The 20,823-nt window shown below is 42.3% G+C and carries 18 protein-coding genes and 2 pseudogenes; 15 read left to right on the forward strand and 5 right to left on the reverse strand.

Features of this window, described 5'->3' with window-relative positions:
- The first annotated feature begins 52 nt into the window (after positions 1–52).
- The 4 genes from AACL30_RS06730 (at position 53) to lpxK (ending at position 5,966) form a co-directional block, all read left to right on the forward strand.
- A complete protein-coding gene (locus tag AACL30_RS06730; RefSeq protein ID WP_339058104.1) occupies positions 53–361 on the forward strand; it encodes an integration host factor subunit beta in 309 nt (102 codons plus the stop codon).
- A gap of 376 nt (positions 362–737) precedes the next feature.
- A complete protein-coding gene (locus tag AACL30_RS06735) occupies positions 738–3,041 on the forward strand; it encodes a ComEC family protein (protein WP_339058105.1) in 2,304 nt (767 codons plus the stop codon).
- 166 nt (positions 3,042–3,207) lie between these two features.
- Positions 3,208–4,956: a lipid A ABC transporter ATP-binding protein/permease MsbA gene (gene msbA, locus AACL30_RS06740; protein WP_339058106.1), complete on the forward strand. Its 1,749-nt coding sequence runs from the start codon at positions 3,208–3,210 to the stop codon at positions 4,954–4,956.
- Positions 4,953–5,966: a tetraacyldisaccharide 4'-kinase gene (gene lpxK, locus AACL30_RS06745; protein WP_339058107.1), complete on the forward strand. Its 1,014-nt coding sequence runs from the start codon at positions 4,953–4,955 to the stop codon at positions 5,964–5,966. Before msbA ends, lpxK begins: the two co-directional genes overlap by 4 nt.
- 47 nt (positions 5,967–6,013) lie before the next feature.
- On the opposite strand, the gene AACL30_RS06750 is transcribed toward lpxK, so the two are convergent.
- The gene (locus AACL30_RS06750) at positions 6,014–6,721 is read right to left on the reverse strand and encodes a Bax inhibitor-1/YccA family protein (RefSeq protein WP_339058108.1); all 708 of its coding nucleotides are present in this window, start codon (positions 6,719–6,721) and stop codon (positions 6,014–6,016) included.
- Positions 6,722–7,278: 557 nt separating this feature from the next.
- On the opposite strand from AACL30_RS06750, the gene trmA reads away from it, so the two are divergent.
- Both trmA and rlmM read left to right on the forward strand, forming a co-directional pair.
- Entirely contained in the window at positions 7,279–8,406 is a 1,128-nt protein-coding gene (gene trmA / locus AACL30_RS06755) for a tRNA (uridine(54)-C5)-methyltransferase TrmA (protein ID WP_339058109.1), read from the forward strand.
- 310 nt (positions 8,407–8,716) lie between these two features.
- Complete coding sequence (gene rlmM / locus AACL30_RS06760) at positions 8,717–9,820, forward strand: 23S rRNA (cytidine(2498)-2'-O)-methyltransferase RlmM (protein ID WP_339058110.1); 1,104 nt, start codon at positions 8,717–8,719, stop codon at positions 9,818–9,820.
- A 203-nt stretch (positions 9,821–10,023) separates the two neighbouring features.
- On the opposite strand, the gene zapB is transcribed toward rlmM, so the two are convergent.
- The 3 genes and pseudogenes from zapB to bioA form a co-directional block, all read right to left on the reverse strand.
- The gene (gene zapB / locus AACL30_RS06765; protein WP_039906912.1) at positions 10,024–10,263 is read right to left on the reverse strand and encodes a cell division protein ZapB; all 240 of its coding nucleotides are present in this window, start codon (positions 10,261–10,263) and stop codon (positions 10,024–10,026) included.
- Between the two features lie 424 nt (positions 10,264–10,687).
- Positions 10,688–10,921, reverse strand: coding sequence for a hypothetical protein (locus AACL30_RS06770; protein WP_039907094.1), 234 nt, complete (start codon positions 10,919–10,921; stop codon positions 10,688–10,690).
- A gap of 360 nt (positions 10,922–11,281) precedes the next feature.
- Positions 11,282–12,587 (reverse strand): annotated as a pseudogene (bioA, locus tag AACL30_RS06775) (adenosylmethionine--8-amino-7-oxononanoate transaminase).
- An 89-nt stretch (positions 12,588–12,676) separates the two neighbouring features.
- On the opposite strand from bioA, the pseudogene bioB reads away from it, so the two are divergent.
- The 9 genes and pseudogenes from bioB to yigL form a co-directional block, all read left to right on the forward strand.
- Positions 12,677–13,615, forward strand: a pseudogene (gene bioB, locus AACL30_RS06780) (biotin synthase BioB); the annotation flags it as partial.
- 24 nt (positions 13,616–13,639) lie between these two features.
- Complete coding sequence (gene bioF / locus AACL30_RS06785; protein ID WP_339058111.1) at positions 13,640–14,800, forward strand: 8-amino-7-oxononanoate synthase; 1,161 nt, start codon at positions 13,640–13,642, stop codon at positions 14,798–14,800.
- On the forward strand, positions 14,775–15,593 hold the full coding sequence (bioC, locus tag AACL30_RS06790) for a malonyl-ACP O-methyltransferase BioC (protein ID WP_339058112.1): 819 nt from the start codon (positions 14,775–14,777) through the stop codon (positions 15,591–15,593). Before bioF ends, bioC begins: the two co-directional genes overlap by 26 nt.
- Entirely contained in the window at positions 15,559–15,762 is a 204-nt protein-coding gene (locus AACL30_RS06795) for a hypothetical protein (RefSeq protein WP_339058113.1), read from the forward strand. The genes bioC and AACL30_RS06795 overlap by 35 nt, the downstream gene beginning before the upstream one ends.
- Complete coding sequence (gene bioD / locus AACL30_RS06800) at positions 15,698–16,492, forward strand: dethiobiotin synthase (protein WP_339058114.1); 795 nt, start codon at positions 15,698–15,700, stop codon at positions 16,490–16,492. The genes AACL30_RS06795 and bioD overlap by 65 nt, the downstream gene beginning before the upstream one ends.
- A 61-nt stretch (positions 16,493–16,553) precedes the next feature.
- A complete protein-coding gene (locus AACL30_RS06805; RefSeq protein ID WP_006704862.1) occupies positions 16,554–16,823 on the forward strand; it encodes a hypothetical protein in 270 nt (89 codons plus the stop codon).
- 53 nt (positions 16,824–16,876) lie between these two features.
- Complete coding sequence (locus AACL30_RS06810) at positions 16,877–17,179, forward strand: DUF1640 domain-containing protein (RefSeq protein ID WP_339058115.1); 303 nt, start codon at positions 16,877–16,879, stop codon at positions 17,177–17,179.
- 31 nt (positions 17,180–17,210) lie between these two features.
- Positions 17,211–19,085 carry an ATP-dependent DNA helicase RecQ gene (gene recQ / locus AACL30_RS06815; protein ID WP_339058116.1) on the forward strand — a complete coding sequence of 625 codons (1,875 nt, stop codon included), beginning with the start codon at positions 17,211–17,213 and terminating at the stop codon, positions 19,083–19,085.
- A gap of 91 nt (positions 19,086–19,176) precedes the next feature.
- Positions 19,177–19,977 carry a sugar/pyridoxal phosphate phosphatase YigL gene (gene yigL / locus AACL30_RS06820; RefSeq protein WP_339058117.1) on the forward strand — a complete coding sequence of 267 codons (801 nt, stop codon included), beginning with the start codon at positions 19,177–19,179 and terminating at the stop codon, positions 19,975–19,977.
- 157 nt (positions 19,978–20,134) lie between these two features.
- On the opposite strand, the gene fabR is transcribed toward yigL, so the two are convergent.
- On the reverse strand, positions 20,135–20,752 hold the full coding sequence (gene fabR, locus AACL30_RS06825; protein ID WP_339058408.1) for an HTH-type transcriptional repressor FabR: 618 nt from the start codon (positions 20,750–20,752) through the stop codon (positions 20,135–20,137).
- Between the last annotated feature and the right edge of the window lie 71 nt (positions 20,753–20,823).

The raw sequence follows: 20,823 nt of genomic DNA on the forward strand, positions 1-20,823 counted from the left end.
GCTTCAAAAGCGAAGGGGATAGCTGGTTTTATTTAAGAAACTTGGAGGTGATATGACCAAGTCTGAATTGATTAAAAGACTTCATAAGCGCCTCTCTCACATATCCCTTCAAGACGTAGATAAAGGAGTGAGAGAGATATTTGAATGCATGGGTGATACATTGGCGAAAGGTAAAGGTAATCGCATCGAGATCCGAGGATTTGGTAGTTTTTGCCTCCATTATCGACCTGCGCGTATTGGTCGTAATCCAAAAACCGGAGATTCAGTTCACTTACCTAGTAAATATGTTGCCCATTTTAAACCAGGTAAAAAGTTACGTGATTGTGTGGACTGTGCTGCTAAACCCTCTGTAACGTCTTAACTTTCAATATGATCAGAAATTAAACGGTACTACTTATATAGTGCCGTTTTTTTTATTAGCTTCTTGTAAAATAAACTTATGTTTTGCAAGAAGTCTATTAATACACTTTCACCTTATATTCCCCTCCTATTATTCGAGCAATATCACAATATTCCTTTAATTTTTGTCATTTCCTTCAAATAAATTTCGATCCGCCTCTCGCTATATAATTTAATCGATGGAAAAAAAACGGCAATGATCAGAAACTTTGTTTATTACAAAAAAACCGTAATTGAAAATAGACTTTTTACAAAACCGTAGCGAGGGGAGTGAAGTCTAAGAGATTTCGAACTAGCTCTAAGAGGGGGCATGGCCTATCGTCCTATCATTCACCAAAATGGCAATGGTCATTTTTTCAGGAATATTGCCACTGGCTATTTTATCACAATTACCAGGGCATAAATTATTCGTGAGCCTGATGGTATTGACAATAGCCCTTTGGGTCAGCAATAACGTTATATGCCGATATTTTTCATTAGCCATTATTAGCTTTCTTTGGGGATGCTGGCATGGAACCACATTGCTAACACAGATTAATATCCTATCCCAAGGAGATAGCAATATTATTGCTACGGTTAAAAGTATTAATCTTTCGGATGATAATAAACAGCATGACAAGCAAAAAGTCGTATTGGCGATTAATCAGATTGATGGTCGACGTTTGTTTCCACCAGTCAGGGTCTCTGTCATTTGGCCTGATGAGCTAAAACCATTTTGTGCTGGGCAACAGTGGAAACTAAAATTACGAATGAGACCCATACACAGCTTACTTAACCAAGGGGGATTTGATAGCCAACGTTGGGCAATCGCTAACCGTCAGCCTTTATCAGGAAAAATAATTATCGCAAATATAATTAATAACAATTGCAATTTTCGCCAAAGAATCATTAGCAGTATTGAACGTCAAATCAGCATCTATAACTATCATCCTATTTTGCTCGCATTAGCCTTTGGTGAACGGCATTTGCTTGATCAAAAAAATTGGCAGCTATTACGGCAAACAGGTACTGCTCATTTGATGGCTATTTCAGGATTACATATTGCTATCGCTGCATCGTTTGGCGCATTACTGGCTAGAGCGATACAATTTTCTTTTCCTGCCCATTGGGTAGGCGTAGGTTTTCCATTATTTTTTTCATGGCTAATGGCAATATCTTATGTATGGCTAGCTGGAGCTAGCCCCCCTACAGTAAGAGCAGCATTGGCGTTAACGCTATGGCTAGCATTACGTGGTTTTGGTGTCTTATGCAGTGCATGGCAGGTTTGGATATGGACACTTGCGCTAATTCTAGTGACTGATCCACTAGCAATATTATCAGATAGTTTTTGGTTATCATGTTTGGCAGTAGCCGCTCTTATTTTTTGGTGGAATTGGGTACCCCTAACTTCGGTTAGATCACAAACTAACCCCGCTAACCGAAAAAATTGGCGCAATTTACCGCTCCGCTGGCTACATTTGCAATTAGGTATGCTGTTATTACTGATGCCGTTACAAGTCGGGTTATTTCATGGTGTTAGCTTGTCTGCTCTGGTTGCGAATATGTGGGCGGTGCCGATCGTATCCATTATTACCGTACCGGCGGTACTAATGGCAGTGCTCACCAGTCTAATGCCCGCAGTTGCCTCATGGTTATGGTACGCCGCTGATTTATCGATTAATATGATATTTTTTCCTTTAAATACGCTACAAAAAGGCTGGTTAACTGTTGGAAAAAATTCAATATTAGCCAGTTACAGTGGATGGTTAGCAGTAATCATTTGGCGTTTTCAATGGTGGCGAAGTCATTCGATTGCGGTATTAGTATTATGTTTCGTTTTGTGGGGATTTTCTTACGGGAAACAAGAGTATCGTTGGCGGGTTGATATGCTGGATGTTGGACACGGTCTGGCTGTTGTCATTGAGCGCGCCGGTAAAGCGTTAATCTTTGATACAGGAATGCAATGGAGTGCAGGTAGCATGGCATCGAAAGTCATATTACCTTATCTTAGTTGGCGGGGTCTTCATGTTGAACAAATTATTCTCAGCCACGATCACAAAGATCATACTGGCGGATTGACCGAACTTATAGCGGCATTCCCACAGGCGAATATAAGAGCACCTTTTTATCCCGTCAGCAACTTTCAGCGGGAGCAATTTATGCTTTGTAGACGCGGAGATAGTTGGCAATGGCAGGGCTTAAATTTTGAAGTGCTCTGGCCAGGAAATTTGACACAAAATAGTAAAAATGACGATTCTTGTGTTATTCGTATTGATGATGGTAAACATAGCGTATTATTAACCGGTGACTTAGAAAATAAGGGAGAGTATCAAGTGATACGTGAGCATGGTGGTAAACTTGATTCAACCATTTTACAAGTTCCTCATCACGGCAGTAAAACTTCATCTACTCCACCTTTCCTACGCGCAGTGAAACCTGCATTGGCATTGGCATCTGTCGCACGTTATAACTCATGGCGATTGCCGTCAAAAAAGGTACGCCACCGCTACAAAAAAAATAATATAACTTGGCGTGATACTTCAGTTTCTGGACAAATTAGCCTGTTTTTTTTTGATAATAATTGGCAAGTGAGTGGCTATCGAGAGCAGTACATGCCTCGTTGGTATCATCAATGGTTTGGTGCCAGAGAACATGATGAATAAAAGAAACTACTGATAAAACTGGTGTGTGTCAGCGGCACGCAATTTCGCTAACAGGGGGTACATCCCACAGGGCATGCCGAATAGTTTGCGGCCTAACATAGCACCGGGCGCATAAATTTTGTAATAAATCTCATGATCTGTTAATTCTTCAGGGACCTGTTTTTTAATGATAAATGATCACGATCTCTCCACTTGGAAAACTTTCCGCCGTTTTTGGCCGATGATAGCTCCTTTTAAAACAGGCTTAATTGTAGCTGCAATAGCGCTAATTTTTAATGCAGCCAGTGATATTTTTATGTTGTCGTTGCTAAAACCATTATTGGATGAGGGCTTTGGTAAAGCAAATAGCTCAATTTTGACCTGGATGCCTCTGGCCGTAATTGGTCTGATGCTAGTACGAGGTATAACAAGTTTCATTTCAACCTACTGTATTTCATGGGTTTCTGGCAAAGTTGTCATGTATATGCGCCGTCGATTATTTAGCCACATGATGGGTATGCCGGTAGCATTTTTTGATCAGCAGTCTACTGGGACACTGCTTTCACGTATTACTTATGACTCTGAGCAGGTTGCCGCTTCTTCTTCTAACGGATTAATTACAGTGGTGCGGGAAGGAGCCTCTATTATCGGCCTGTTCATCATGATGTTTTATTACAGTTGGCAATTATCATTAATTCTGATCGTTATCGCGCCTATTGTTTCATTGGTAATTCGTGTGGTATCCAAACGTTTTCGCAATATCAGTAAAAATATGCAAAATATGATGGGGCAAGTGACCACGAGCGCAGAACAAATGCTGAAAGGACACAAAGAAGTCTTGATTTTCGGCGGCCAAAAAATTGAATCAGAGCGTTTTAATGCGGTAAGTAACCGAATGCGGCAGCAAGGAATGAGAATAGTTTCTGCCTCATCAATTTCTGATCCTATTATTCAATTAATTGCTTCCTTTGCACTCGCTTTCGTATTGTATGCAGCGAGCTTTCCTAGTGTGATGGAAACCTTGACAGCGGGGACTATTACTGTGGTTTTTTCGGCCATGATGGCATTGATGCGCCCATTAAAATCGCTAACAAATATTAACGCTCAATTTCAACGAGGTATGGCTGCTTGCCAGACGCTATTTGCCATTCTAGATACAGAACAAGAAAAAGACGAAGGTAAATTAAAAGTAAAGCGGGTAAAAGGAAATATTGAATTTCATAATGTCACTTTTTGTTATCCAAACAAAAAAATCCCTGTACTCACTAACATTAATATAGATATTCAGGCAGGCAAAACAGTGGCACTGGTTGGACGTTCTGGCGCCGGAAAATCGACGATAGCCCATTTACTCACTCGTTTTTATGATATTAATAAGGGCAATATCCTAATCGATAAGAGAGATTTGCGTGATTATAAATTAGATTCTTTACGTAATCAGATCGCATTAGTATCACAGAACGTATATTTATTTAATGATACGATAGCGAATAATATTGCTTATGCTAGAGACAAACAATATAGCCGTGAAAAAATAGAAAACGCGGCAAAGATGGCGCATGCCAGCGATTTTATTGAAAAAATGGAAAATGGGCTTGATACTGTGATTGGCGAGAATGGTGTCATGCTATCAGGTGGTCAACGTCAGCGTATTGCCATTGCACGTGCTCTGCTGCGTGATTGTCCGATATTGATTCTTGATGAGGCGACCTCGGCATTAGATGTTGAATCTGAATATGCCATTCAAGCTGCATTGGATGAATTACAAAAAAACCGTACCTCATTAATTATTGCCCATCGCTTATCCACTATCGAAAAGGCAGATGAAATTTTAGTCATAGAGGATGGCCAGATTGTCGAGCGAGGCCAACATCGAGAGCTATTAGCGAAAAAAGGGGTTTATGCTCAGCTTCATCGTATACAATTTAATCCATGATTGAATATCTTTGGTTTGGCCGATCACGGCTTTATTTTTTATTATTGCCATTATCTTGGCTATATGGACTGGTGACTTGGCTGATTCGCTTTAGTTACCGTATTGGCTTACAGACCGTCTGGCGGCCACCTGTTACTGTGGTAGTAGTTGGAAACCTCACTGTTGGAGGAAACGGCAAAACTCCCTTAGTTATCTGGTTAGTGGAACAACTTCGGCAGCGAGGATTAAGAGTAGGGGTGGTGTCTCGTGGTTATGGTGGCAAAGCAATAGCTTATCCGTTAGTGTTAACACAGTATACAACCACAGAACAGGCTGGTGATGAGCCCGTGCTCATTTTTCAACGTACCGGTGTGCCAATTGCTGTATCACCTAAACGTTCTGAAGCTATAAAAGCGTTGTTAATGTTGCATCCATTGGATCTGGTGATAGCTGATGATGGTTTGCAGCATTATGGGTTACACCGAGATTTTGAACTGGTTGTTATTGACGGTATGCGCCGTTTTGGTAATGGCTGGTGGTTGCCTGCAGGCCCGATGCGTGAACGAGCAGCTAGGCTTAACTCGGTAGATGCAATTATCACTAATGGTGGGCATGCCGCCTCGGGTGAAATTTCGATGCGGTTGCAAGCCAATGAAGCTGTCAATCTGGTTACGGGAAAACGACAGCCTGTTCAAGCACTACCACAGGTGGTAGCTATGGCGGGCATTGGTCATCCTGCCCGCTTTTTTTTAACATTAAAGCAATTAGGTATTACGGCTAAAAAAGAATATAGCTTTGACGATCATCAAAATTATTCATTAGAGCAATTACTGGCCTTAGCCGATCCGGAACAACCTTTGATTATGACTGAAAAGGATGCCGTAAAATGCCGCGCATTTGCTCAATCCCATTGGTGGTATTTACCTGTTGATGCACAACTAGCAGCACATCAAGCCGAAAAATTGTTATCAACAATCGAATCGTTATCCAATGCCTCGCCTCGCGGTAAAATCCGTTGCAAGCATCAGTAGTTCATGCGCGGCTAAAAAATGCCCTGACTTGATTATATTTCAATCGATTAACGTCGACTGCCGGAGATACGCAATAACATTAAGAATAGATTGATAAAATCAAGGTATAGCGTTAAGGCACCAACGATAGCGTATTTGCGTAATCCCTCGGTATCATTAGCATCTAATTGATTCCCCATATTTTTCAATTTTTGCGTATCGTAGGCGGTTAGACCAACAAACAGCACGACACCAAGATAGGTAACTGCCCACATTAACGCATTGCTTTTCAACCAAATATTAACCACTGAAGCCAACAGAATACCAATCAGACCCATAAATAGCATATTGCCAAAGCCACTCAGATCACGCTGAGTACTGTACCCATAAAGGCTCATGGCACCAAACATGCCACCAGCAATGACAAAAGTACTGGCAATCGATGAACCGGTATAAGTGATAAAAATACTGGACATAGTTAAACCGGTCAACACAGAATAAAACATAAATAAACTGGTTGCCAAAGCGCCACTCAGACGATTAATCATACTCGAAATAACAAACACTAATCCTAATTGGGCAATAACTAGTCCAAAAAAAGTGATCTGGCTAGAAAAAATAAAATTCATGAGCGCCGGGGTGTTAGCAGCATACCAGGAGACGAAAGCGGTTAATAATAGACCACAAGTCATCCAACCATAAACCTGTGCCATGTACGTCTGTATACCCATAGCACGTTCGACAATGGAACCATTAGAGCGAGTATATCGATCCATATAAATTACCCTTTTAATATATACCCTTCGCCTTTGAAGCTGCCGCATTGTTGGCTACGGGTGTTCGCCTAGCGGCAAACTTGAAGGACTGTGAGTATATAGACGTTAAAGTTGAACAAACGGTTAATCACTCGTTCATTTTTTGTTCGATAATACTACAATAATGTGCTTCTATCGAGAGAAAAAAATTAAGATTTTGATATTATTTTCAAATAATTCTATATATACCCTTCGCCTTTGAAGTTGCCTTCGGCTGCCAGGGCGACCGATCGATGAGCGTAGACATATCATGAGGGCGAAGGCTCGCAACCAACAACGTGGCGGCTTCAAAGACGAAGGGTATAGGTATATCCAATGAATTTCGAGTTACGGCAAGGCGGTAATCAATCGAATCGGTACATGACAGAGGATGAATGCCAGCAGTCAACGCCGCAGTAACTGGAAAGGCGAAGGGTATAATAGCGATAAATTACTCTCAAGCTAGACTTCAACATCACTTTCTCTACAATCGCACCCATCGCCGTCTTTTTTCATCACTAAGTTAGCCGAGAATTTGCATGATCCCCGACTATTTTACCTTTAAAAAATGTTCCACTCACGACTACCATCAGCAATTGGCAAAAAAAGTCGATTGCTTGAAAGATATCCTGTCTCAATTCGAGGTGCCCGAAGTAGAGACATTTTCTTCTCCGATAGAACATTACCGTATGAGAGCTGAATTTCGTGTTTGGCATGATGGGGATGATCTCTATCACATTATGTTTGTTCCTGAAACGAAGCAACGCATTCGGGTAGAATATTTTCCAATCGCCAGTCAATTGATCAACCGTTTGATGAAAATATTGATTAGCATCATTAAAAATCAACCTATTTTACGACATAAATTGTTCCAGATTGATTACTTATCAACGTATAGCAATAAAATTATTGCTTCTCTGCTATATCACCGCAAGCTGGATGAAGAATGGCAGCAACAGGCCATCAGGTTACGAGATCAGTTACGGTTGCAAGGTTTTGATCTGCAGCTGATTGGGCGTGCTGCTAAAACTAAAGTTATTCTTGATCAGGATCATGTGGATGAAGTGCTATCTATTGCAGGTCGTGACATCATTTATCGACAAATAGAAAATAGCTTTACTCAACCGAATGCTGCAGTAAATATTCATATGTTGGAATGGGCGATTGACGTCAGCAAAAATTTTCAAGGGGATTTACTCGAGCTCTATTGTGGTAATGGTAATTTTTCATTAGCACTCGCGAGGAATTTTCGACGGGTATTAGCCACTGAAATTGCAAAGCCCTCAGTTGCCGCTGCTCAATTTAATATTGCTGTTAACGGTATTGATAATGTCACTATTATCAGGATGTCGGCAGAAGAACTTGTTCAAGCGTTGGCAGGGCAGCGTCAATTCAATCGTTTACGAGATATTGAGCTAAGAAGTTATCATTGTGAAACTATTCTTGTCGATCCCCCTCGCTGCGGATTAGATGATACTACGGTCAAAATGGCGAGTACTTATTCGCGTATCATTTATATTTCTTGTAATCCTATTAGTTTATGTAGCAACCTTGAGCAATTACAACATACTCATAAAATCAGTCGTCTCGCCTTATTTGATCAGTTTCCTTATACCCAACATATAGAATGTGGTGTATTACTGGAAAAGCTAGAGCCCCTTAATTAAACCCATAGTTCAAAGAAAAAACAGAAAAAGCAATCGGCAAGGATTTATCTCTGCATGATGATGACGGCTGATTGTTATTTGTTAAAGTACCAAGTGTTAAAACATGACGTTTTCGCTACTATCACCCAGTGAGTAAAAAAAAGAATGACGATCACTTGAACATGATATTTTCCCTGCCAATGACGCTTTTCAGCACAACCCTGAAAAGTCTCACACCTTATGCGTTCATCTGCAAAATATAGACAAAAGAACCAGAACAATTTACCCTGCATCCAATCTACCCAATGCTGGGACTAAACAGTTAAACACGATGAATAAAATTGCTCTATATTGCCGCGCAGGTTTTGAAAAAGAATGTGCGGCAGAAATAAGCGCTAAAGCGGCTGAGTACGATGTATTTGGTTTTGCGCGAGTAAAAGAAAAAAGTGGTTATGTATTATTTGAATGTTACCAGCCTGATGATGCAGATCGCTTGATTAGGGAGTTACCTTTTTGCGAGCTTATTTTTGCTCGCCAGATGATGGTTGTTGGAGAATTACTACGTCATTTACCGTCACATGATCGAATATCATCGATTGTTGGTATGCTAATCGGTGTCATCGAAAATGGCGGCGAATTAAGGGTAGAGGTCGCTGATACGAATAAGAGCAAAGAGTTGCTGAAATTTTGTCGTAAACTGACCGTACCATTGCGTAAATGTTTGCGTGAACACAAAATATTGTTGACGAACTATGCGCCTTCTCAACCAGTCATCCATGTGTTTTTTATTGCTCCAGGTTGTTGTTATGTCGGTTACTCTTACAGCAATAATAATTCACCTTTTTATATGGGGATCCCTCGCCTCAAATTGCCTGCTGATGCTCCTAGCCGCTCAACATTAAAATTGGAAGAGGCTTTTCATGTTTTTATCCCCATTGATGAGTGGGAAGACCGCCTGGCTAGCGGTATGCATGCGGTTGATCTCGGCGCTTGTCCTGGCGGCTGGACTTATCAGTTAGTACAGCGGAGTATGAGGGTACAAGCTATTGACAATGGCATGATAGATCAGCGGTTAATCGATGGAGGCCAGGTGGCTCATGTTCGTGCTGATGGTTTTAAATATGAACCGACCAGTAACAAAATTTATTGGTTGGTCTGTGATATGGTGGAAAAACCGGCGAAAGTGACGCAATTGATTAGCAAATGGCTAATCAAAGGGTGGTGCCGTGAAGCGATTTTCAATCTTAAATTACCAATGAAAAAACGTTACGAAGAAGTGTGCAAAAATTTAGCGCGGTTAGAAGGGCAGCTCGGCATACAGGGAACTAATGCTACGATTCGAGCGAAGCAACTTTATCATGATCGTGAGGAGGTTACGATCCACGTTCGTCGTATTTGGCCTGAAATACCGGGGCGTCGTAACGAAAGAGACTAATGCGGGGAAGAACGCGCCGCACTATTCCGGGGCGCTGTAGTTTCAGTAGCTCTGGTTCTTTTAATCTGTTAGAAAATTTTTTGTTGCTCGTTAATACTGGGTCAAATAAAGCTAGAATGCTTACTCACGTCCTTGTTTTTGTAAAAAAACAACGCCGTTGTTTTGATCCTTTTTTCATGCTTAAAAAGATTTTGAATAATCTCTTAGACCTCGTCCATTTTACCTAATATTTTTTCTAAATGTTCTTTCCAGACACTTTGTTCTTGTTTTAATTGCTCATTTTCACGCTGCAATATTTCAATAGTATTGGTATCTTCTTGCCCTTTTTGAAATAGTCCCTGATTTTTTTCTTTTAACTCGTCAATTTCCATTTGTAATAAGGTGATGGTATCAATAGCTTGTTGAACTTTTGCTTCCAATTTTTCAAATACTTCAAATGACATTGTTCGTCCCCTTATGATAACCAATTAATTACGGTGACTGCTCCCCGCTCTATTGGGCGAGGCTTCCCACTTCAAAGGCCGCCACTTGTGCATGGCAAGTCTTACGCAAGCCTCCATGGGCAGAAACGACGAGACCCGTCGCCTATAATTCAAATATGCTTTGCTGCTTGATATTCAGCGCGGCGTTAATGTAGCCGTCCTTAAAGCCCTCAGGCTTTTCACCTTATATCCCCTTCGCCTTTGAAGCCGCCGCGTTGTTTGCTGCGGGTTTACGGCGAATTTTGCTAACAGAGCATTTAACGTAGTCACTGTTACAATATTCCGCTATGCTCCCCGGTCACATATTAATGCGTAACCGAGGAAATCACTACACTGAAAACGTTAATTTGGTGTTTTAATATATTGAAATTGAAAATCATGATGGTTAATGATTCCACAACTCTTGAATTAAACTGCGCACTCTGACTTTCGATGCCATGGCGACACGCGCGATAACACGATTAGCACTTAATTCTGATACTTCAGTATTCCATTCATCAAATGAATGTTCAGAATAACTATCATTAAAAATTTTTTCTATCGATGACTCGGCTTCAGACATATCCGTAAAAATTTTAGTATTGACTAAACAGCGTGCGATAATTGAAACTTTTTTTATGGCAATTTTTTTCATAACCGTTTTTTTCATATTTTATACCCAATGAATTTCGAGTTACGGCAAGGCGGCAATCAATCGAATCGGTACATGACAGAGGATGAATGCCAGCAGCCAACGCCGCAGTAACTGGAAAGGCGAAGGGTATATCTTTGTATACCCGTGGCGTATCTTAGCACAATTAATGTACATTTGCTGATATGCTGCCGCGCTTTTTTATTAGATTGCGAACAGCGTCTTAATCCCCTTCGCCTTTGAAGCTGCCTTCGGCTGCCAGGGCGACCGACCGATGAGCGTAGACATACCATGAGGGCGAAGGCTCGCAGCAAACAACGCGGCGGCTTCAAAGGCGAGGGGGATATCTCATGAATTTACAATCGCCGTGACAGCATCAGTCAACTGTGTAAGCTGCTTGGGTTGGATAATATAGGGTGGCATGAGATAAATGAGTTTTCCAAAGGGGCGGATCCACACCCCTTTTTCAACAAATTGGCGTTGTAATTGAGCAACATTGATTTGTTGTTTCATTTCGACAACACCGATGGCACCTATATACCCGAACATCCGCTACCTGTGGGCTCTCTTTTAACTGCGATAACGCTTGCCATAATTGTTTTTCGATGGCTTTAACTTGATTTTGCCAGCCATTTTTCTCCAATAATGCAAGACTCGCGTTCGCTACTGCACAGGCGAGCGGGTTAGCCATAAAGGTAGGACCATGCATAAAACATCCAGCATCACCTTTGCTTATTGTTTCAGCAACATGACGCGTGGTTAGTGTAGCCGCCAATGTCATATATCCTCCGGTTAAGGCTTTACCTAAACAAAGAATATCGGGAGTGATCTGAGCGTGATCACAAGCAAAAAGTTGACCCGTACGGCCAAAACCGGTGGCGATTTCATCAGCAATTAATAAAATATTGTACTTATCGCAAAGCGCTCTAACCTGTTTTAAATAATTAGGGTGATAGAAACGCATGCCACCTGCCCCTTGCACAATAGGCTCGAGGATCACAGCAGCGATCTCACTCGCATGCTGTTCAATTAAAGTGCGAAATTCATTGATACCATCTTCGCGCCAATGATCGAATAATTTTTTATCATTTTGGCCGCTATTAACCTGACATTGGGGTACCGACGCAAACAAATTTTCGGTCATATATCCCTGATAAAGGCTATGCATAGCATTTTGTGGATCACAGACCGAGATGGTAGCCAAAGTATCCCCATGATAACTGTGGCGTAATGCCAACATTCGCTGACGTTTTTTCCCTTTCGCTTGCCAGTATTGCAGCGCCATTTTCAAGGCCACTTCTACCGCTATCGATCCTGAATCAGCAAGAAACACGCATTCGAGTGGTTGAGCTGTTATGGCGACTAATTTTCGGCACAGGGTTATGGCAGGTTGGTGAGTAATGCCACCAAACATAACATGTGACATTTTTTGCAGTTGCTGACTCATTGCGTTGTTAAGATCGGGGTGATTATAACCATGGATAGCCGCCCACCATGAAGACATGCCATCAATTAGCTTGTTTCCATTATTTAACTCCAGTTCAACGCCTCGCGCGGCTATCACAGGATAACAGGGTAAGGGCTGGGTCATGGAGGTGTAAGGGTGCCAGATATGGTCACGATCAAAATCGAGATCTTGAGCTATTATAATCATCTATTGTCAACTTTTTTTTTAAAAAATAGTTGACAGTATAGCTTGTCACTTTAAACTGACGCAGCCTTTTATCTTTAGGAGACGTAACAATGTCAGAATGCAGTCAATGGACAGTCAAACAAGCTCAGGATTTATTTGATCAACCCTTGCTGGAATTGTTGTTTACTGCTCAAAAGATCCATCGCCAACATTTCGATCCACTACAAATACAAATAAGTACTTTATTATCAATAAAAACCGGTGCTTGCCCAGAAGATTGCAAATATTGCCCGCAAAGTGCGCGTTACAAAACGGCGCTAAAAAATGAACCGTTAATGCAAGTGGAACAGGTGTTGATGGCAGCACGCAAGGCAAAAGCGGCGGGCGCTAGCCGTTTTTGTATGGGAGCTGCATGGAAAAACCCACAGCAACGTGATATGTCGTCTTTGATACAAATGGTTGAAGGCGTCAAAGCAATTGGCATGGAAACCTGTATGACATTGGGCACCTTGGAGCATGATCAGGCTGAGTGTTTAGCCAAAGCGGGGCTGGATTATTACAATCATAATTTGGACACTTCTCCGGAATTTTACCGCAGCATTATTACCACTCGTCATTATCAACAACGGTTAGATACCTTAAATAAAGTGGGTCGAGCGGGAATAAAAATATGCTCGGGCGGTATTATTGGTTTAGGTGAAACCGTCCGTGATAGAGCCGCTTTATTGGTACAACTCGCTAATTTACCCCACCCACCGACCAGTGTGCCTATCAACTTGTTAGTAAAAGTGAAAGGCACACCGCTGGAAAATAATCCGGATATAGATATTTTCGAATTTATTCGCACCATCGCAGTAACGCGCATCATGATGCCCACTTCATTTGTTCGTCTTTCTGCCGGGCGAGAAAAAATGAATGAGCAGAGTCAAGCGTTGTGTTTTATGGCCGGCGCTAATTCAATTTTTTATGGCCAAAAACTCTTAACAACCGCCAACCCTAATGAAGATAAAGATCTTCAGCTATTCGCCAAATTAGGTCTTAACACGCAGTAGATTTAACCAAGGATCCTTTGCATGAATTGGCAACAGAGAATAAAACAACGCTTACAACAACGACAGAGCGCTAATATTTATCGTACTCGTCAGCCAAATCAAGCTGTTGGCTGTTGTCGATTGCTGATTAATAATAAAAAGTATATTAATTTTTCTAGTAATGATTACTTGGGGCTAAGTCAAAATAAATCGATAATAGCCGCCTGGCAGCAGGGCGCTGAACGCTATGGGGTTGGCAGTGGCGCTTCCGGCCATGTGACTGGTTATACGCTGCCTCATCAACAACTCGAAGAACAATTAGCGGATTGGTTAGGTTATCCACGGGCTTTACTTTTTATCTCTGGCTATGTTGCTAATCAAACGTTATTAACGACTCTCATTATGGCTAAAGATCGAATATTAGCTGATCGTTTCAGCCATGCTTCGTTACTAGAAGCGGCGATGCATTCACCGGCACAGTTACGCCGCTTTCATCATAATCAACCCGATTCTTTACAAAAATTATTGGACAAACCTTGTAGCGGTCAAACATTGGTGATCACAGAAGGGCTGTTTAGCATGGAAGGAGATAGTGCGCCGCTCAGTCAGCTACAACAAAAAGTCACCGCGGCCGCCGGATGGTTATTAGTCGATGATGCGCACGGTATCGGTGTCCGTGGAGAGCAGGGGCGGGGCAGTTGTTGGCAGCAAGGGATCCAACCTGAGCTACTAGTGATTACCTTTGGCAAAGCCTTTGGTTTGAGTGGAGCCGCGGTATTATGCCAAAAAGAGGTTGCCGAATATTTGCTGCAATTTTCAGGTCACCTCATTTACAGCACTGCCATGCCTCCCGCTCAGGCTTGTGCGCTGCAGGCTGCATTGATACGTATCCAACAAGGTGATGATTTACGTGATCAACTACAGCAACGCATTAAGCAATTTCGCTCTGGGGCGGCTAATTTACATCTACCGTTACTGCCATCTGATAGTGCTATTCAGCCACTGTTGGTTGGAGATAATAAGCAAACATTATTATTGGCTAATCAATTACGTTCTCAGGGTCTATGGATCACGGCGATCCGTCCACCGACGGTGCCTCCTGGAACCGCGCGGCTACGCATTACACTGACAGCCGCGCATCGTGCTACAGATATTGATCGGTTGTTGGAGGTTTTAGATGCCATTAATCACGCAAAATGTTGATAAAAGCGCGATCGCTGCAGCATTCAGCCGCGCGGCGACGCGCTATGATGCAGCCGCACAATTACAACGGAAAAGTGGTGAAGATTTATTGGATATTGCAGGTCGCTTGATGAATAACGATACAAATAATGATTATGGTCGATCAGTACTAGATGCCGGTTGCGGTACCGGCTATTTTAGTCGCTATTGGCGTAATTTAGGTAAAGAGGTGATCGCCTTGGATCTATCTGAAGCTATGTTACATCAAGCAAAAAAACAGCAGTCAGCTGACACTTATCTGCTTGGAGACATTGAGCATATTCCGTTATTCAACAAAAAAATAGATATTTGTTTTAGTAATTTGGTGATGCAATGGTGCCATAGTTTAGCGACGGCACTAGCAGAGTTATATCGGGTGACACAGCCTGGCGGTATCATTATTTTTTCCACGCTGGCTGAAGGATCTTTGGATGAACTCGGACGCGCTTGGAAACATGTCGATGGCCATCGGCATATTAATGATTTCCCTTCTGTGGCACAAATCCAAGCGGTCTGTGCAAATTACCATCATCATTTAAGCTGCCGTTTACATCAATTTTTTTTCTCTGATGTGTTTATGCTCATGCGTTCCTTGCAAGGCATTGGTGCCACACATTTGCATCATGGACGAAAAAAAGGGCTGACCGGTCGTCAAAAACTGAACACCCTACAGGCGGCTTACCCTGTCAACAGGCGAGGTTATCCACTCAGTTATCAACTTGTTTACGGAGTGATTTATCGTGACTATACCCACAGTCCTTCAAGTTGCCGCTAGGCGGCCAGGGCGACCGACCGATGAGCGTAGACATAACTACGTGATTCGGGCGAACACCCGTAGCCAACAACGCGGCGGCTTCAAAGGCGAAGGGTATATACCCAATGAATTTCGAGTTACGGCAAGGTGGCAAGGAGGTGAGACCGATGAGCGTAGACATACTACGTGATTCGGCGAGCGCCCGCAGCCAACGCCGCCGTAACTTGAAAGGCGAAGGGTATAAGCGTTGGTTTATCACCGGCACAGATACCAATGTCGGTAAAACAATCGTCAGTTGTGCGTTATTACAGGCGGCTAAGTTAGCGGGATATCAAAGCGTTGGGTATAAGCCAGTAGCATCGGGTAGCCTGATGACCTCTGTCGGTATACGTAACCCTGACGGACTTGCGTTGCAAGCTAATAGCTGTAATAAGGCGTTAGATTATCAACAAATCAATCCATTTGCCTTTATCGAAGCCACATCACCTCATATTGCTAGCGCCGCCACGAACCAAAAGATCACATTATCCGCATTATCACAGGGATTACAGCAATTAGAAAAAAAAGCAAATTGGTTGGTGATCGAAGGCGCGGGAGGGTGGTTTACCCCTTTATCGGACAATACCACTTTTGCTGATTGGGTGGAGCAAGAAAAATTGCCAGTAATATTAGTGGTAGGTATTAAACTGGGTTGCATTAATCATGCGTTACTCACGGCCATGGCCATTAAGCATGCGAGGCTACCTTTAGCAGGGTGGGTAGCGAATAATATACTGCCGGTTGAAAGCCAATGGCACAAAGAATATATGGCAACTTTGCAGCGCCTGCTGTTACCTTCACCCTTACTTGGCAGCATTCCTTATCTTGAACAGGTTGAGCAGCAGGAATTAGGCAGTTATATGAATATTGCGCTTCTCTAAAAATACCTTGGTTAAATAAAAGAGGTTACTTATACTCGAAAAAAATAATGGAGATCCAAATATGTCCAGTTTGGTGTTTGATACACACAATTTTGTTAAAAAACTGACCAAGGCAGGGATGCCAGAAGCACAAGCAGAGATCCTGGCGTCAGAACAGGCTAATTTGATAGAGAATCGGCTGGCGACAAAACAAGATATCGCTTTGCTAGAGAAAAATATGGAAATAAAAATAGAAAGTGTGAAGTCAGACTTAGTCAAATGGGTAGCTGGGTTATTGATTGCGCAAGCGGCGCTGGTAGCAGCCTTGCTTAAATTATTCGCTGGAGTTTAAGTCTGTCATCGCTGATGATTGAAGCGCCTTGGTTAAATAAAAGAGAATCTACTATGTCCAGTTTGGTGTTTGACACGCACAATTTTGTTAAAAAACTGACCAAGGCAGGGATGCCAGAAGCGCAAGCAGAGGTACTGGCATCAGAACAGGCTAATTTGATAGAGAATCGGCTGGCGACAAAACAAGATATCGCCTTGCTAAAACAAGATATTGCCTCGCTAGAAAAAAATATAGAAATGAAGATAGACATGAAAATAGAAAGTGCTAAATCAGATTTAATCAAATGGGTAGCTGGGTTATTGATTGCGCAAGCGGCGCTGGTAGCAGCCTTGCTTAAATTATTCGCTGGAACTTGAGCTTGTCATCATTTCATTGTTGGGAGAGACAGTGCCTACCGAAGTATCGATAAATCAAGAACAATTCACCACAGAGATATTGCGCGATGTCTTCGGATATCAGCAATTTAGACCTGGACAAAAAGAAATTATTGCTGCCATTTTATCAGGGCAAGATTGTTTAGTGATCATGCCAACCGGTGGCGGTAAATCTTTGTGTTATCAGATCCCCGCGTTAGTGATGAAAGGATTGACGCTAGTGGTTTCTCCACTGATTTCATTGATGAAAGACCAGGTTGATCAATTACTGGCCTATGGTGTCACGGCGGCTTGTTTAAACTCGTCTCAAACTTGGCAACAACAATCAGAAGTGATAGCAAAATGCCGTAGTGGCAAAATTAAATTGCTATACATTGCTCCTGAGCGTCTAGTAGCTGAAAATTTTCTTCAGCAATTGTCTTTTTTTTCTCCCGCATTGTTAGCCGTAGATGAAGCCCACTGTATTTCACAATGGGGTCATGACTTTCGGCCAGAATACCGCGCATTAAACCAATTAAAACTGCGTTTTCCTCATTTACCGGTGATTGCGTTAACCGCCACTGCTGATGAAGTAACACGCGCTGATATTATCCGTTTGCTGAATTTGCACCACCCTTTGATTCAAATCAATAGTTTTGACCGTCCCAACATCCGTTATACGTTAATCGAAAAATTTAAGCCTTTAGAGCAGTTGTGTCGTTTAGTGGGGAAACAAGGAGCAAAAAGCGGCATTATTTATTGTAATAGCAGGGCGAAAGTAGAAAGCACAGTCGCTCGCTTACAGAATCGAGGATTAAGTGTCGCCGCTTATCATGCTGGCCTGGATAGCCTGGTACGTGCACAGGTGCAAGAAGCATTTCAACGTGATGATTTACAAATTGTGGTCGCGACAGTTGCCTTTGGAATGGGGATCAACAAACCGAACATCCGTTTCGTGATCCATTTTGACATTCCGCGAACCATCGAATCTTATTATCAAGAAACTGGCCGAGCAGGGCGTGATGGGCTGCCAGCTAAAGCCATGTTATTGTATGATCCGTCAGACATGGTATGGTTGCGGCATTGCCTAGAAGAAAAACCGGTTAGCGAACAACAAAATATTGAACGTCATAAATTAAATGCGATGGGCGCATTTGCAGAAGCACAAACTTGCCGTCGGTTAATATTACTCAATTATTTCGGTGAATATCGATCCCAATCTTGTGGCAACTGTGATATCTGCCTTGATCCGCCTGAACGGTATGATGGATTGATCGACGCACAAAAGGTGTTGTCTTGTGTATATAGAGTCGGTCAAAGGTTCGGCGTGGGCTATATTGTTGCAATGCTACGGGGCTCAAGTCATCAACGTATTCATGCCCTGGGTCACGATAAACTCTCAGTTTACGGTATTGGCCGGGAAAAAACGGCCGAGCATTGGACGAGTATCTTACGTCAACTCATTCATTTGGGTAAGCTCCGCCAAAATATTGAAATGTTTTCTGCACTACAGTTGACAGAAGCAGCACGGCCAATATTACGCGCTGAAGTCTCTTTATCGTTGGCGGTGCCACGGATCTTTGATTTTAAAACGAGAAAAAATAGCAAAGATCAGCCCTATTCCAGCGGTGCTCAAGGCCACAAAAATGCGACGCATAAAAAATATGCTCATAAAAAAAGTGATCACGAATTATTCACTAAATTGCGTAAACTGCGTAAATCGATGGCAGATGAAGCCAATGTTCCTCCCTATGTCGTGTTTAACGATGCCACTTTATTGGCAATGTCAGAGCAAATTCCGATTACAGTTGATGAATTATTTAATATCAACGGAGTAGGAAAAATAAAATTGGAGCGTTTTGGCACTTCATTTCTTAAGGTGATACGAGAGCATGTCGATGGATTGTGAAGATAACTTTTATACCCTTCGCCTTTAAAGCTGCCGCGTTGTTGGCTTCGCATCATTCACTACGGTTTCAACAGAGGTCTAATATATCATTATGTATCATATTGTCGCTTCAGATTTAGATGGCACCTTATTATCGGCTGATCATAAATTGTCTCCTTATGCTAAAGAAACACTTAAATTATTGACTCAACGAGGAATACACTTTGTTTTTGCCACTGGGCGCCATCATATTGATGTTACACAAATCCGCGCCAACGTAGCCATCGACGCTTTTATGATCACCTCTAACGGCGCCCGCGTACATAATACTGCCGGAGAATTATTATTCAGTGACAACATTGACCATGATATTGTTACTGCTCTCTACTCGATAGAAGCGAATAATCCGGAAATCCTGACAAATATTTATCGTAATGACGACTGGTATATTAATCGTGAAAGTCCAGAACAAGCTGCCTTCTTCCACGAATCCATTTTTAATTATCAGATTGCGACACTCGAACTGTTGCCTACTGATGGGGTCTGTAAAATTTACTTTCTTTCTCATGATCATGAAAAATTATTGCCGTTAGAAAAAGAGATTAAGGCTCGCTGGGGGGATCGTGTTAATGTTTGCTTCTCATTACCGAATTGTTTGGAAGTGATGGGCGCTGGGGTGTCAAAAGGGAATGCATTAGCACGGGTAGCAGAAAAGCTTGGGCATTCACTTGAAAATTGCATCGCTTTTGGCGATGGTATGAATGATCTGGAGATGCTTTCCATGGTAGGCAAAGGTTGCATTATGGAAAATGCTCACGGCCGCCTGAAAGAGTCGTTACCGGCGCTTAAAATGATCGGATCTAATACCAATGATGCTGTTCCTAATTATTTACGTAAAATATTTTCAATTTAAGTGAGCATCCAGCTCAAGTGTCGGCGCTAATATAACCAATCGGCTAGCATCGTTTCATTTGACCCCTTTCGAAGCCTACTGCGCAACGCAAAATTTACAACACGCAGTAGGTTAGGCAAGCAGTCTAAAGTATCAGCGAGCATAAAAGATTTCTGTGTTATCGATTTTTTTGTTCACGGTGATACCAATAATAGACCCCTTTAGCAATCATACGGAGCTGTAATATTAAGCGTTTTTCTAACCCCCGCCGCTGTTCAATATCAACATCAAGTGCTTCCGCACCTGCACTAAACACTATGGTAACCATGGCTTCTGCTTGCGCTTTAGTGAAATGACTTGGCATGTTACTTTTTTGTCCCAAATAATCTGCCAATTCAGCAATAAAATGTTGAATTTCACGCGCAACTGCTGCCCGAAACGCCGCCGATGTGCCAGATCGTTCACGCAATAATAAACGGAAAGCATTGGGATTATTATCAATAAATTCCATAAATGTCGCTACAGAGGTACGAATCACACTGCCGCCTGTAGCAATACGCTGACGCGCCTGGCGCATAAGTTGTCGCAGCATCAGGCCGCTTTCATCAACCATGGTTAGTCCCAGCTCATCCACATCACGGAAATGCCGATAAAATGAAGTTGGTGCAATCCCGGCTTGACGAGATACTTCTCGTAAACTCAGGCTAGCAAAACTCCGTTCTGCTCTCAATTGACTAAAAGCGGCTGCAATAAGAGAGCGTCGCGTGCGTTCTTTTTGTTGCGCCCTAATACCTATCACTGTATTCAAAATAGATCCAATTTTTTCATGCAGACTATATTACTATTGATATCAACCTTTATGGTACT

Origin of the sequence: Candidatus Regiella endosymbiont of Tuberolachnus salignus, assembly GCF_964020115.1 — a bacterium.
GTDB classification, from domain to species: Bacteria; Pseudomonadota; Gammaproteobacteria; order Enterobacterales; family Enterobacteriaceae; genus Regiella; species Regiella insecticola.